Below are 14,758 nucleotides of genomic sequence, written 5' to 3'. Positions count from 1 at the left end.
ACAAAATAACGCATGAACTGAGTCAATCTTACATAGATATCAAGTGGGGACAAATATCTTCCCTAACAGGAGGTGACAAGAATGGAAGAATATTTCATTTTCATGCTCATTTTTCAAGCCGGTAGCTTCTTCATTTCGTTACTGAACCACATCGATAAGTAGAAAAAGACATGCACATTTTCCGGACTATGACTGGCCTCATAGTGCGGATTTTTTTCTGTTTCCCTTATATTCTATGTCGCTTTAACCTTCATTATACGTTTCTATGAAAATACTAATCCCATCAGGATGTTTCTAAATCCGAAAATTGTTGTTATCATTAGAATGTTCAACCCGAAAAAATTGATCGGTCATTACTATACATATTCATGGAAGGAATCAGATCCTTGAAGGCTATACATCAAAAACTTATAAAAGAACGCTGCGGTACCGTTTCCTTCAAAAGGGGAGAGGCGTATTACCGCTCCAATAAGGTGACATTAGACGAATATTCGAGACAGTATTGTCGAGGGACTGTGATGGGGGAAGAAGAATTTCACGTTACCATTCAAGAGGACGATAAAGGTGAAATCGAAGCCAATTGCAGCTGCCCGAAGCTTGCTTCATTTAATAAGGATTGTCAGCATATTGCTGCTGTGCTTTTGAAACTTGAGAGTGAAGAGCGAAAAACGAATAAGAAAGAAGAAGACGTGACAGAGGAATTTTTCACATTGTTTCAGGAGGAAACCTTCCGTTCCCCCGCTAAGCTTCGACATTTTGAAAACAGACAGATTGTGCCATGTGAATTTCTGATTAAACCCATGTCTATCCAAAATGGGGAGGACATGCTTGGAATTGAATGGACGATAGATGGAAATATGGTAAAGTCGATTCAAACTTTTTTGGACTATATAAATGAAGGGAAACCCTTTCATGTTTCAAAATCGTTCATATTCAATCCTGAGTTTCATTATTTTGAAACTGAGACGGCAGCTGTCATTCAATATCTTGTGAAGGTGTCAAAGGGTTCAGTAATGGAAAAAAACGATAATGACTATTTGATTATACCTCCAGCGTCATGGGAGAACCTTGTTCCATTACTTACACATGCTAAAGACGTTAAAGTGCACCATAATGCAAGAGTCCATGAAGGTTTTAGGCATGGGGAACTGCCTCTTCCAATACATTTCCACTTTAAGTATGCCGAAGCTGGCGGTTACAGGTTATACATCTCCGGACTGGATAATATGACGGTCATGGATGAATATCAAACCGTCATTCATGATGGTGTTTTTACACAGCTTGACAGCATGGATGGGAAAAGACTTACTGAATTAAAGAGACTGTTAGATCATTCAGGGGCACATTTCATCCCGATTTCACCGGAGCAGATCGGCTTTTTCCTTGAAAAAGTGGCTGTTGGATTGAAGAAATTAGGGGGGGTACAAATATCAGAAGAGATTGCCGAAAGACTGGATACGGCACCACTTGTTGCGAAGCTTTATCTCGATCGGGTAAAGAACCGACTGTTAGCCGGACTTGAATTCCATTATGATCAAATCGTTATTCATCCTCTTGAAAACCGGGAAGCGCCATCAGGTTCCCTACTCATACGAAATGTAGAGAAAGAAAATACGATTCTGGAATGGATGGACGAGTTTTCTTTCGGGAAAACAGAAGGAGGTTACTACTTACACAATGAAGATTTGGAATATGAGTTTTTAACCTATGGAGTGACAAAGCTTCAAAAGGATGTTCAAATTTATGCCACAACCGCCGTAAGAAACAGGATATCCAGAGGAAATCATCATCCAAAAATAAGGGTAAAAGTAAAAAAGGAACGAATGAACTGGTTGGAATTCACTTTTGAAATGGATGGCATCCCCGATAGACAGGTCATGGAGATCCTCAGGGCACTGGAAGAAAAACGGAAGTATTACAGGATGCAAAACGGTTCACTCTTATCACTGGAATCAAAGGAATTTCAAGATATTCAGCGCTTCATGCATACTTCTCATGCAGAGAAGAATGATTTCGTGAAGGGGCTCGAACTACCTTTGCATCAAAGCCTACACCTGCTGGATACAGTTAATGGGGGGAATTCATTTACTTTTGAACATTCCTTCCATGAATTTTTCGGGCATCTTATGAATCCTGACAGCCGGGAAATCTCGGTGCCTTCTCTATTAAAGGAGCGGTTGAGAAACTACCAGAAGACAGGCTTTCGCTGGCTGAAGACTCTCTCCCATTATGGTTTGGGAGGGATCCTCGCTGATGATATGGGGCTAGGGAAAACGGTTCAGAGCATTACGTTTATCGTATCGGAACTTGAAGAAATCAGGCTAAAGAAACTTCCTGTCCTGATTGTATGTCCCTCTGCCCTTACATATAATTGGAAAAGCGAATGTGTGAAATTTGCCCCCGACGTCAATGTCCTTATCATTGACGGTAACCAGGCTGTACGAAAGAAGAAACAGAAAGGTATGAGGGATGCGGATGTAATCATCACATCCTATCCTTTACTGAGAAGCGACTGTAAATGGTATGAACGACAGAAATTCCATACGGTCTTTTTTGATGAGGCACAGGCTTTCAAAAATCCACTCACCCAAACGGCAAGAAGTGTCAAGAAGATAAAAGCGAATAATCGCTTCGCCTTGACCGGGACACCTGTAGAGAATTCACTTGAAGAATTGTGGTCCATCTTTCACGTGGTATTTCCCGGATTATTCAAAGGGCTAAAAGATTACAGCCGTTTAACCAGAAAAGATATAGCGAAAAGAATCAGGCCATTCGTTCTTCGCAGAATGAAAAAAGACGTGTTGGCTGAACTTCCCGGAAAAGAAGAAATCACCCATTTTTCAGAGCTCCTGCCCCAGCAGAAAGAATTGTATGCAGCTTACCTCGCCAAGCTTAAGCACGATACGATGAAGCATTTGGATAAGAACACGCTGAGGAAAAACAAAATTAAAATTCTCGCCGGATTGACCCGTCTAAGACAAATCTGCTGCCATCCCGGCTTATTTGTGAATGGTTATCAGGGCTCATCAGCAAAATTCATCGAGCTGATGGAGTTGTTGGATGAGGCCAGGTTGTCAGGGAGAAGGGTCCTGGTCTTTTCCCAATTCACGAAAATGCTTGAAATGATCGGGAGAGAGCTGGCGATCAAAGGACAATCCTACTTTTACCTGAATGGAACCACTCCCTCAGAGGAGAGGGTAAAGATGTGCAGTCGATTCAATGAAGGGGAACGCAATCTATTTCTCATCTCCCTCAAGGCAGGGGGGACAGGACTTAATTTAACGGGTGCCGATACGGTCATTCTATTTGATACTTGGTGGAACCCTGCAGTAGAGGAACAAGCAGCGGACCGGGCACATCGGATGGGCCAGGAAAATAAAGTGAAAGTAATGAAGCTGATTGCCAAAGGCACGATTGAAGAAAAGATGAACGAACTTCAAGACAAAAAGCGGAACCTGATCCGGGATATCATGGACCCCGATGAAAAGATTGTACAAGCATTAACCGAAGAGGAATTAAAAGAAATCTTATCTTTAGATTAATAAACAGCTGAATAGAAATTGGCATGAACACAGGATTCAGGAGATACTAGTAGGGTGATGAGTACCCTTCTTGGTATCCCCTCATGTCATCATACAAAGAAACGCATTATAAGGAGCACGCTCTATGACATTAGCCATGACGGAAAATGAAATCAGCCTTGCCATCATCCAAAGCTTGAAAGATGGGAAGAAAAACATTTTTTTAGATATTATCGAAGAGCTACAGCCATACGATATCGCTCAACAATATTTACATATCCCGCCCAAGCACCGAAATAAATTTCTTCTGTATTTACCTCTTGAAGAACTAACGGAATTCATTCAGGAGATCGAAAGAGAAGACCAGTTGCTCGTTCTGGAAAAGCTCGGGATAGAGAAATCAACGAAGGTCCTCGACTTGATGGAAAATGACAACCTTGCCACATTACTGACGGACTTAGAGCCCGAGAAGATAGAGGAATTGCTATCAGAGATGAATCAGGCAGAGTCTCAGGTGGTTCAAAATCTCATGACCTACCAACCGGAGACAGCCGGCCGGATCATGAACAACCGTTATGTCTGGATACCTAAACATTATACGGTCCGTGAAGCGGTTGATAAACTGAAACATTTTGCAGAACTCGCCGAATATTTGAACTATCTCTATGTTATCGACGAAGAGAAGAAATTGATAGGGGTCATTTCCTACAAGGATTTATTACTTGGAGAGCTATTCGATAAAATTGAAGATATCATGTACAGCCGTGTGGTAAAAGTGGATGTCCATACGGATCAGGAAGAAGTGGCCAAATTGATCAGCCGTTATGATTTCATCACACTTCCGGTTATTGAAGAAGACGGAAGGCTGGTTGGGGTCATCACTGTGGACGACATCATTGATGTTGTCATTCAAGAAGCCAATGAGGATATCGAGAAGTTATCTGCATCAGGTAAATCCATCGACTTTACAACCAAACCATTTGTAGCAGCCTATCGCCGGTTGCCGTGGCTTATTTTACTACTATTCATCGGACTTGTATCGGGAAGTATCATAGACAAATTTTCAGCCACTCTGGAACAGGTTGTGGCGCTTGCATTCTTTATGCCGATGATTGCGGGGATGACCGGGAACACGGGTACCCAATCATTGGCCGTCGTCGTCAGGGGCCTTGTCTCGAATGATTTGGATGTAAAACAGGTCATTAAGCTTGTCTTCCGGGAATTATGGGTAGGCATCATCATCGGTGTGACATGTGCCGTCATGATTGCCCTGATCGCCTTTGTATGGCAGGGGAATATTGTCCTTGGCCTCGTGGTGGGAAGCTCCTTACTGATTACGTTAATCATCGGGACTTTGGCAGGAACTATCATCCCCCTCATTCTGTACAAGTTTAACGTAGATCCGGCCGTTGCTTCCGGCCCCTTGATCACAACGATCAATGATATCCTTTCCCTTCTCATTTATTTTGGAATTGCCACCATGTTTATTTCGAAATTGATGTAAAGGGATTGGCACCCATATTTCCTGTGGTAGAATAGTCAGTGAACGTCAAGGGAGTTAGCATTATTACTAAAAAGGAAGAGACTCCTACCGATACATGAGTATCGGTAGGAGTCTCTTTCATAAATGAAATAGTTTGTCAGAGGTGAAAAAAATGATCTATATATTAGTTGGAGCAGCTGGTATGGTGGGTGCACTGCTGCGCTATTATCTTGGGATAGTTGCCGGTGGATGGTGGGATTATACATTTCCTTTAGGAACGTTTCTAGCCAATATGATTGGAAGCTTCATATTGGGATATGTCACAATGTACGTATTTCGTAGGAAGAAGATTCATTCAATGGCAGCCACAGCCATTGGGACAGGGATGATTGGATCTTTCACCACCTTTTCCACATTCAGTGTCGAAACCGTCAACCTTGTGACCCATTCACACCTGTTTACAGCGCTTATTTATGTAGTAGGAAGTGTGCTCGGTGGCCTAATGATGTCATGGGCAGGTTTTAAGATTGGAAAGCAACAATACAAACTGTATGAGCGAAAGGGGGTCTAAAGATGATAGTCCATGGTATGATGGTCGCAATAGGAGGGTTCTTTGGCGCCATGTCCCGCTTTGGAATCAGCCGTTTGTTCAAGAAATATTATCACTCTGATTTTCCATATGCAACCTTATTCGTCAATCTGGTAGGATCATTTCTTCTTGGGTATGTAATCGGCTCAGGAATTTCAGAAGCAGGCATTCTTCTCCTTGGTACTGGTTTTCTTGGATCCTTTACGACTTTTTCCACGTTCAAATTGGAAAATATTCATTTTCATGCCGATAAAAAATGGAAGTCCCTGATTACTTATCTCCTGCTAACCTACACAATTGGTATTTTATTCGCTTTTTGGGGGATGGCTTTAGGCAGAGTGTAAAGAAGAGACGGTAATGCATAGGGGAATATATCTCATAAATAAGCTCAGGGTCCCCCTGAGCTTATTTTAATCCAAAATACATAAGGTTTAGTGTAAAAAGAAGAAAATTAGTGGAGTCAGCCATTATTTGAAAATAATGTTGACCACGCTGGTCAAAAAGATTAAAATGAAATTGACCACGGTGGTCAAATGCTTATCCATTAAAAGGAGGTCAAACAAGTTTGTTTAAGTCGTTGAACATCGATCCGGAGAAAGAAGATCGAATCATTAGAGCCGCAACCCGGGTTTTCGCAGAAAATGGTTATGAAAAAGCATCGACAAATGCCATCGTAAAGGAAGCGAAGATTTCCAAGGGGATTCTGTTTCATTATTTTAATAGCAAAAAGGAACTGTATATTTCTCTTTATGAACATCTATCGGATTTATTTACAGAAAAAATATATGAAAGACTTGACTGGAATGAGCTTGATATTTTCGTTACGATCCGCTCAGTGGCAATGATCAAATTCGAATTATTTTCTGTCTATCCTGATCTGATCAATTTCCTTACCAGCGCCTTCTCAGAAGAAGCTCCTGAAGTAAAAGACGATATTGAGAAGTATAAAACGAGGATGGTGGAGAGTAGCTTTGCCACTTTATTCTCCAATGTCGATACTTCCAAATTCAAAGAAGGGATCGACATAAATAAATCGATCCAGGTTATTTATTGGACATTCGAAGGAATGGCCAATCAACAACAGCAGAAAGCAAAATTACTATCGGTAGATGAAATCAATCAAGAAGAGGTGCTGGCGGAAATCGATGCCTATATCGAATTGTTGAAGATTTCGTTTTACAAATAGAATGAAAAGGGGAGGACCATCTAATGAACGTGATTGAGATTCATTCATTGACTAAAAACTATGGGAAATTCAGGGGGATCAGCGACATCAGTTTCCATGTAGAAGAAGGGGAGATCTTTGGGTTCATCGGACCAAATGGTGCTGGGAAATCAACGACCATCCGGACTCTTCTTTCATTGATCCATCCGTCCGGAGGCAAGGCGACGATCTTCGGTATGGACTGTATTGAATCTGCCCCTGAAATTGCAAAGGAAGTGGGATACCTGCCTTCTGAAGTATTTTATTATGACAATATGAAAGTGATAGATCTTCTTAAGTATTCTGCCAGCTTTTATAAAAAGGATTGTACAAAAAGAATCAAAGAATTGGCCGATATGTTAAATCTGGACTTAACGAAGAAGATTGATGATCTTTCCCTTGGTAATAAGAAGAAGGTTGGAATCATCCAGGGTTTGCTTCATGAACCTAAGCTGATTATATTGGATGAACCTACTTCAGGATTGGATCCCCTCATGCAGCAGAAATTCTTTGAATTGCTACAAGCTGAAAATAAGAGAGGAGCGACTATCTTATTTTCATCACATATATTGAGTGAAGTTCAGAGAATGTGTGATCGGGTGGCAATCATCAAAGAAGGAAGGATCGTTCAAGTTGAGAAAATCAGTACTTTAAAAGAAAATAATCATAAAAAATTCAAAATAGAGACGAAAGGGGATGTCGAACCTTCTTACTTTGAGGTGGATGGCGTAAGCAACCTGGAAATAAAAGACCGCCAAGTCAGCTTCCTGTTCAGGGGGGATATCAACAAGGTCATGAAGAAAATTGCTGATATCGAGATATCGAATCTATGGATCGAGGAGCCTGATTTAGAAGAAATCTTTATGCACTATTATGAAAAGGAGGCTTGATGCTTTATGAATATCTTTCTTTATGAGCTAAAGTCTTATCGAAAGTCGACTATTATATGGACTTTGGCCCTTACGTCATTGATGATTCTGTTCATGTCCTTGTTTCCTTCCATTTCTAAAGAAATCGACGAATTCAAAAAGCTTTTGGAGGGGTTTCCGGAGGGGATTCGGAAAGCATTGGGAATTCAGATTGATAGCATAGGATCCCTAAATGGTTATTATTCGTATTTCTTTCTTTATATCACATTATGCGGTAGCATACAGGCAATGAATCTGGCCATTTCGATCACTTCGAAAGAAATCAGGGAAAAGACGGCGGACTTTCTTCTAACAAAGCCTGTTACACGGACAAAGATTCTTTTCTCGAAAGTACTGGCAGCTCTTGTTTCTCTCTTCATAACGAATGTTGTCTACGTAATTTCAGCGATCATTGTGGCCAATCTGGTAAAGATGGAATCGTTCAAGCTGACTATATTCCTATTGATTTCAACTACTCTCTTAATCACCCAATTCATCATGTTTGCCTTAGGAATGATCATTGCTGTCGTATGGTCAAGGGTGAAATCAGTCCTTACGCTCTCACTTGGTATCGTATTCGCCTTCTTCATGATTGGGATGGTGGCTGCAACGGAAGAAGCAGGACGTTATTTCACACCGTTTAAATACTTTGACTACACCTATATAATGAATCACGCTGCATATGAATGGTCATTCCTGGTGGCAGGAATCACACTTATTGCTGTGGCCATGGTCTTAAGCTTCATCATTTATAATAAAAAAGACATTCATACGGTATAAAAGGAGGGGACGTCATGAATGTATATGTAAGAGAAATGAAAGCTCATCGTAAATCCCTTATCATCTGGTGCATCGGAATGATGGCACTGATTGGATCCGGGATGGGGAAGTATGCAGGCTTCTCGTCGTCAGGGCAATCCATGAACGAGTTGGTGGGGGGGCTTCCTAAGTCCATGCAAGCCATTCTTGGAATCGGTAGTCTTGATATGGGGACAGCAAGTGGATATTATGGAGTGCTCTTTCTGTATATCGTACTGCTTGCAACCATCCATGCAGCTTTGACAGGTGCCACCATCATTTCCAAGGAAGAAAGGGATAAAACCGCCGAATTTCTATTTGTCAAACCCCTTACAAGGAAGAAAATCGTAGGGATTAAGCTGGCAGCTGCCTTGACACAAACCGTGACACTCGCTTTCGTCACGTGGATTTTCTCTTTAATGATTGTAGGCCACTATAGTGTTGTTCCGGTCGCTTTTAATATTGGAGTAACGGTAGCCGGAATGTTTATTTTACAGGTACTCTTTTTATTGATTGGAACGGCCGTGGCAGCTTATAGTAAAAAGCCTGGAAAATCAGCTGCAGTAGCAACTGGTGTATTATTACTGACATTCATTCTGTCATTCGCCATTGACTTGAACGGAAAAATTGAGGCTTTGAAATATCTCACACCCTTTAAGTACTTTGAAGCTGAAAATGTGATGTATGGGGGAGGATTGGGATCTGCTTATGTAGGGATATCATTCGTGATGATCGTAATATTGAGCTTTGTGACATTTATATTTTTTGATAAACGAGATCTGAAAATGTAGAGATGGCTCTTATAAATAAGGATCTGTTTCAAATAGAAACAGATCCTTTCATACAGGTCTATAATTTTGATTTCAACTCTTCAATCTGTTCTAAGTGTCTCTTCTCATGATAACCAATAAACGGTACCCACTCATCTAAACGGATATGTCCGAAAATGGGGTGAGGATACGCTTTTTTCTGTAAATCTTTCTTGTTTGTTGTTCCAATGAAATGGAGAAGCTCTTTTCTTGACGCTTCCAGTTTTTGCTTCATTTGTTGAAGAGTCTGCTTTTCTTCTGAAGGGACCACAAAAGGAGGGGCATCTACCTTGGTGGATCGATTTACCGTATAGTGAATCGGCTTCGACTCCACTTGCTGTTCTTCGCCTTTTTCAAGGGTCAACTGAATCGTTTTGGTAAGGGATCTCTCCATTAAATAAAGATGATCCAGTACCTGCATGATCGTCCAGCGACCTTCTTCTAATTCTTTGTTACATTCCTCGACCGTTAGGTCATTCACACTATGTAATAATTCAGAACGAATATCTTCAATGATCTTTATTTCTTTCTCCATGCCAGATCCTCCTCATACTTTCTTTCAAGCTCATTTTACTCTTGGAGAGGGGTTACGTACAGTAATAGTACTTTACATGTTTAATTAGTAGGGATAAGAAAGGGGGAGCCCGACTGTGTACCAGGCTTCCCCTTTGGTGGGTATTCGAACTATTAAGCTTCTGATTTCACTTCGTCAAAATCCGGTGCAATCGCTTTGCGGATAAACAGTGAAATCAAGAATGCGATTGCGGCCAGGGCAAGTGCAAACCAATAGGCATGATGGACCCCATAGGTCATGGCACTGTGCAGGATACCTTCATTGACCGTCCCTGATTGCTCTTCGATGTATCCTTTCTGACTTTGGGTCATGATACTGACAAAGATGGAAACCCCAAGTGCACCGGCAACCGGCTGCAAGGTGTTGGCAATGGCGGTTCCGTGTGGATATAAGTGCTTAGGGAGTTCATTCAATCCATTGGTTTGAGAAGGCATCATGATAGCGGATATCGACAACATGAGAATCATGTAGACCAGTACAAATAGCCAGATAGGTGTAGCCGGATTGATGCCGCTAAAGAATACCATGACTCCCACCAATGTGAGGGTACCTGGTATGATGAGTTTCCTTGGGCCGTATTTGTCGAATAGGGAACCCATGGTAGGAGACATCAGGCCATTCAGGAGGGCCCCGGGAAGCAGCAATAATCCAGCTGCTTTTGCAGAAAACCCGAGAGGACCCTGTAGGTACATAGGCATCACAATTTCTGATGCGAACATGGCCATGATGACGATGACGAAGATGGTCACGCCTCTCGTATAGCTCTTGTACCGGAATACCCTTACATCAAGGAGCGGTTCGTCAAGCTTCAATTGTCGAAGGACAAAGAGGGTGATACTGATCAATGATACAGCTATGATGGCAATGATTTTGACAGAAGTAAATCCAGCTTCTTCTTCGCCTGCTGCACTAAAGCCGTATACGATCCCTCCAATCCCTATGGATGAAAGGATGATTGAAAATACATCGACAGCGGGACGGGAAATTTCGCCGACATTCTGTAAGTATTTCAGTGCAAACAGTATTGAAAATACGGCGAATGGGATGACGGTGATGAACAACCATCTCCAGCCAAGGAAATCGACGATCACTCCAGACAGAGTCGGTCCTATGGCTGGAGCGAACATGATCACCAAGCCAAAGGTGCCCATTATTTTCCCCCGGACTTCAGGACGGTAAATCAACAGCAGGGCGTTCATAATGACCGGAATCAATAAACCTGTTCCAACAGCCTGAATCATTCTTCCTATAAGGAGCATGGGGAAACTAATGGAGCAGGCTGCGATGACTGTGCCAAGTAGAAACACACTCATGACACCGATGAACATCTGTCTGGTTGTGAACCACTGAATCAATAGGGCAGAGATGGGCATTAATACCCCCATCACCAGCATAAATCCTGTCGCAAGCCATTGGACGGTTGGGGCGTCTACGTCAAACACGGCCATTAATTCAGTAAGGGCGATATTTAATAACGTTTCATTTAAAATGGCAAAAAAAGCACCGATCATGAAGGTTATGAGGATTGCTTTTGAATTTAGTTTATTTGTCATGTTGTTCCTCCAAAAAAAGTATAAAATCTAACACTTATCTATAATGCTTGATAGTGGGAAATATCTCAAGGGGAAAGGTTGATTCAAAATAAAAGTCACGCATCAATTAATAAATAGTACATAAGCCGTTTTTTCTATCATTCTAAAAATAAAAAGGAGAGGAGACTATGTCTCCCCTCTGGATGTTGTAATTTAGGCTTCTCGTTTTTTTCTTCTGAATCGGTGGAAGACCATGTACATCATCGGTACGATGATCAGCGTCAATACAGCTGAGAACAAAATACCTGATATGATGGTGACGGCCAATGGGGTGAATAGAGCATCGCCGCTGACTGCCACTGGAACCAGTGCGACAATCGAGGTAAGGGCGGTGAGCAGGATAGGGCGAAGTCGTGTACGACCAGATTCAACGACTGCTTCCTTCACACTCATTCCACTTTGTAATCCCTGTTCGATAAACTCAATTAACACGACTGAATTCCGTACGACGATTCCTGTCAGGGAAACCATTCCCATCACGGCAAGGAAGCTGATCGGAGTCTGAGTGACAAATAATCCGAGAATCGCACCTGCGATCGCAAGGTATACAGCAACCAGCACCAGGAATGGGAGAGATAAAGAATTGAACTGAAGCGCAATTAATAAATACACAAGGAAAATCACGATGATAAACAGGATGGTGATTTCTGCGAAGAAATCATTTTGTGCTTCATTTTCTCCGCCTAATGAAATGGAGTAGTTATTGTCATCAAGATCCTTCCTGACTTCTTTCACGATTTCCTGTACATTTTCTTTATAATTTTCGTCCTCACCAGGGAAGGCGCGTATCGTAATGGCACGATTTCCATCCTTATGAGGGATGAGTTGAAGCTCTTCCTTCTTCTCAGGAGTCACCAGCTCATCAAGTGAAACCAACTTCGGTGGTCCGGCAGGGTTTGCCGCTTCAGCCGGAACTTCCAGGGAAGAAAGATCGACTTCACCTTCATTTCCTTCCAGTAGGAGAGTCATATCGCGTTTTGTCACACCATTATCAAATGATTTCATCGGAATGCCGTCAGTAGCCAAGCGCAGCTGCTGGCTGACATCATTAATCGTGATACCATTTTCTTCAAGTTTCTCACGGTTAGGCTCATACACGATCGTAGGTTCCATTTTCCCAACATTATCAACGACTAGTTCGGTATCCAACGAACTGATTTTATCAGAAATGGTATCCCTTAGCTGAATTAATCGATCCATATCCGGACCTGTAACAGTCACCGTGACAGGAGCCCCTGCCGGTGGACCTTGCTGGATTGTTTCCATGAAAATTTTTGCTTCAGGGTACTCTTTTCGCAATTTGTCTGTCCATTCATCGATCAATCCTTGGGCAGTCTGGTTTTTTCGGTCCACCCTTGCTACCAATTGACCTGTATTTTGACCTGAATTGGATAGTGAACTGTTGAACAGATTCGGTAATCCTGTACCTGCAAAGGAAGACGTTTCATAGACACCTTCGTCTGTTTTTAAAAGCTTTTCTATTTCTTCCAGAGTATTGGATGTTTCTTCGATTGGCGTACCAATCGGTAACGTTACATCGACTGTCACTTCTTCACGATCGGCAGACGGGAAGAATTCAAAAGGTGTCAGAGCAATCAGACCAAAGATCGCAGTCGTGAAGACGAGGCCAAGGGCAGAGGCGACAAACGGCCTTTTCGAGAATTTCTTCAGCACTGTATCGGCATAGAAATCTGCGATCTTATTTAATGGTTTTCCCAAGAGCCCAGGGGCATCGGAAACTTTTTTCTTTGTTTTGCTATAAAGAAAGTATCTCATGATTGGTACGAAAATCAGGGCAACCAATGTGGATGCAATGATGGTTGTGATCAAGACTGTCGGTAAAGCCCTGATGAACGCTCCGTTTCCGCCCGATAAGAATATGAGCGGAAGGAAGGTGAATACAATGGCAAGGGAGGAAGTCACGATTGACACCCATATTTCCTTTACACCGGTAATGGCGCCCATAAGCGCACCGTCCCCGAGTTTATATCTGCGTTGGATATTATCGTTTACAACGATGGAATCATCCACGAGGATCCCGAGGGCAATGATCGCCCCGATGACCGAAATCTGATTGAGATCCACTCCTGCAAATGGGAGGGGAATTAATCCCATTAATACGGAAATCGGTACGGCAAGTGCCACTACAAAAGCACCTGAAATCGTCAGCCCAAGAGCTGTAGTCAGGATAACAGCCACAACGGAAATAGCAAGGGACTTAAACAGACCATCGAAAATGTCCGTTACAGTGGAGGCTTGAGAATAGTAAGGTACAAGCTCTACATCCGCTGGCAGGGTATCCGACAATTCATCGACTTTGTCACTGACTCTTTCGTCGACCGTTGGGATATCCTCACCGGGCTGTACAAATGCAGTAAATGATATAGAAGGCTTACCTTCAAAGGTTACAATATCTTTGACTTCTTTAGGGGAGACGCTCACATTGGCAATGTCTCCGAGTAAGATCGATTCGCCTTTGGGGTTTTTCCCGACAAATAGTTCCTTCATTTCATCTAAGGTAGTGAAATGATCTACAGTCAGTTGAACAACTTCATTATCCACTTCCTGCTTTCCGAGTGGAGTAGGGTAATACTCTTCATTGATGGACTTCATAACAGAAGAGGGATTCATCCCTGAAGCCTTGAGTTCCTCTTTCTTTAATTCAATGATGATTTCTTCTTCCGGAAGACCTTTGACCGTAACACTTGAAACACCGGATAAGTCCTCTACTTCCTCTTTCCATCTGTTTACCTCATCGTCCATCTTAAGGAGTGATTCCTTATTATCACTGACTAAATGATAAGAAACGATGGGCATTTTGACAGTGGATTCATTGACTTCTGGGTCGAATACCTCTTCAGGAAACGAGGTTGATGCATCAGAGACAGCTTGGCGCACATCCCCGAACACTTCTTTTTTGTCTTCCCCATCTTCTACCTCTACAATAATAGTAGAGAAACCTGCTGCAGAAGAAGAGCTGATTTCTTTAATGCCCCCGATTGATTGGAGAGAGGATTCTATTGGATTTGTAATGGTCCTTTCAACGGAATCAACGGTAGCCCCGGGGTAAACAGTTGTTACCGTACCGATATTGACACTCGTTTCCGGTATTTCCCGTTGTGGCAATTGAATAAAGGTGAAAATTCCGATGATCACAAATAATAAAATAAAGATCAGGACAATTTTCGATCGATTTAAAATAGCTTTTAACATGGTGTAATCCTCCTTTGGTAATAGTTGACTTGTGGGTCATTTGTTCATTTTTAGAAGTATAGAATCA

11 protein-coding genes are annotated in these 14,758 nt (G+C 42.1%); 8 read left to right on the top strand and 3 right to left on the bottom strand.

From position 1 onward, the window contains the following. Window positions 1-386: 386 nt before the first annotated feature. From ATG71_RS16325 to ATG71_RS16290, 8 genes are all read left to right on the top strand, one after another. Window positions 387-3,542 (top strand): DEAD/DEAH box helicase, encoded by a 3,156-nt coding sequence (locus ATG71_RS16325; protein WP_353616287.1) that lies wholly within the window; start codon window positions 387-389, stop codon window positions 3,540-3,542. Between the two features lie 124 nt (window positions 3,543-3,666). Continuing rightward, window positions 3,667-5,025 carry a magnesium transporter gene (gene mgtE / locus ATG71_RS16320; protein ID WP_098440554.1) on the top strand — a complete coding sequence of 453 codons (1,359 nt, stop codon included), beginning with the start codon at window positions 3,667-3,669 and terminating at the stop codon, window positions 5,023-5,025. A gap of 151 nt (window positions 5,026-5,176) precedes the next feature. Next, entirely contained in the window at window positions 5,177-5,575 is a 399-nt protein-coding gene (crcB, locus tag ATG71_RS16315) for a fluoride efflux transporter CrcB (RefSeq protein WP_098440553.1), read from the top strand. A 2-nt stretch (window positions 5,576-5,577) separates the two neighbouring features. Continuing rightward, complete coding sequence (gene crcB / locus ATG71_RS16310) at window positions 5,578-5,937, top strand: fluoride efflux transporter CrcB (protein WP_098440552.1); 360 nt, start codon at window positions 5,578-5,580, stop codon at window positions 5,935-5,937. A 221-nt stretch (window positions 5,938-6,158) separates the two neighbouring features. Then, window positions 6,159-6,779: a TetR/AcrR family transcriptional regulator gene (locus tag ATG71_RS16305; protein ID WP_098440551.1), complete on the top strand. Its 621-nt coding sequence runs from the start codon at window positions 6,159-6,161 to the stop codon at window positions 6,777-6,779. A gap of 23 nt (window positions 6,780-6,802) precedes the next feature. Further along, the gene (locus ATG71_RS16300; protein WP_098440548.1) at window positions 6,803-7,687 is read left to right on the top strand and encodes an ABC transporter ATP-binding protein; all 885 of its coding nucleotides are present in this window, start codon (window positions 6,803-6,805) and stop codon (window positions 7,685-7,687) included. Window positions 7,688-7,693: 6 nt separating this feature from the next. Then, window positions 7,694-8,485, top strand: a complete 792-nt coding sequence (locus tag ATG71_RS16295; RefSeq protein WP_098440546.1) for an ABC transporter permease subunit — start codon at window positions 7,694-7,696, stop codon at window positions 8,483-8,485. A gap of 14 nt (window positions 8,486-8,499) precedes the next feature. After that, window positions 8,500-9,294 carry an ABC transporter permease subunit gene (locus ATG71_RS16290; RefSeq protein ID WP_098440543.1) on the top strand — a complete coding sequence of 265 codons (795 nt, stop codon included), beginning with the start codon at window positions 8,500-8,502 and terminating at the stop codon, window positions 9,292-9,294. Between the two features lie 58 nt (window positions 9,295-9,352). Here ATG71_RS16290 and ATG71_RS16285 read toward each other — a convergent pair whose 3' ends face one another. The 3 genes from ATG71_RS16285 to ATG71_RS16275 form a co-directional block, all read right to left on the bottom strand. Next, window positions 9,353-9,847: a DinB family protein gene (locus tag ATG71_RS16285; RefSeq protein ID WP_098440540.1), complete on the bottom strand. Its 495-nt coding sequence runs from the start codon at window positions 9,845-9,847 to the stop codon at window positions 9,353-9,355. Between the two features lie 152 nt (window positions 9,848-9,999). Beyond that, a complete protein-coding gene (locus tag ATG71_RS16280; protein ID WP_098440537.1) occupies window positions 10,000-11,439 on the bottom strand; it encodes an MDR family MFS transporter in 1,440 nt (479 codons plus the stop codon). 192 nt (window positions 11,440-11,631) lie between these two features. Then, window positions 11,632-14,691, bottom strand: coding sequence for an efflux RND transporter permease subunit (locus ATG71_RS16275; RefSeq protein WP_098440534.1), 3,060 nt, complete (start codon window positions 14,689-14,691; stop codon window positions 11,632-11,634). Window positions 14,692-14,758 lie beyond the last annotated feature (67 nt).

Source organism: Bacillus sp. es.034, from assembly GCF_002563655.1.
Taxonomy (GTDB): domain Bacteria; phylum Bacillota; class Bacilli; order Bacillales; family Bacillaceae_B; genus Rossellomorea.
Note: the sequence above shows the minus strand (reverse complement) of the source record. Positions and strands in the feature narration are given on the sequence as shown.

What these genes read in the sequence shown, in the direction of transcription:
- mgtE (WP_098440554.1), top strand. Translation starts at nt 3,667, where the DNA reads ATGACATTAGCCATGACGGAAAATGAAATCAGCCTTGCCATCATCCAA.
- crcB (WP_098440553.1), top strand. Translation starts at nt 5,177, where the DNA reads ATGATCTATATATTAGTTGGAGCAGCTGGTATGGTGGGTGCACTGCTG.
- crcB (WP_098440552.1), top strand. Translation starts at nt 5,578, where the DNA reads ATGATAGTCCATGGTATGATGGTCGCAATAGGAGGGTTCTTTGGCGCC.
- ATG71_RS16300 (WP_098440548.1), top strand. Translation starts at nt 6,803, where the DNA reads ATGAACGTGATTGAGATTCATTCATTGACTAAAAACTATGGGAAATTC.
- ATG71_RS16295 (WP_098440546.1), top strand. Translation starts at nt 7,694, where the DNA reads ATGAATATCTTTCTTTATGAGCTAAAGTCTTATCGAAAGTCGACTATT.
- ATG71_RS16290 (WP_098440543.1), top strand. Translation starts at nt 8,500, where the DNA reads ATGAATGTATATGTAAGAGAAATGAAAGCTCATCGTAAATCCCTTATC.
- ATG71_RS16285 (WP_098440540.1), bottom strand. Translation starts at nt 9,847, where the DNA reads ATGGAGAAAGAAATAAAGATCATTGAAGATATTCGTTCTGAATTATTA.
- ATG71_RS16280 (WP_098440537.1), bottom strand. Translation starts at nt 11,439, where the DNA reads ATGACAAATAAACTAAATTCAAAAGCAATCCTCATAACCTTCATGATC.
- ATG71_RS16275 (WP_098440534.1), bottom strand. Translation starts at nt 14,691, where the DNA reads ATGTTAAAAGCTATTTTAAATCGATCGAAAATTGTCCTGATCTTTATT.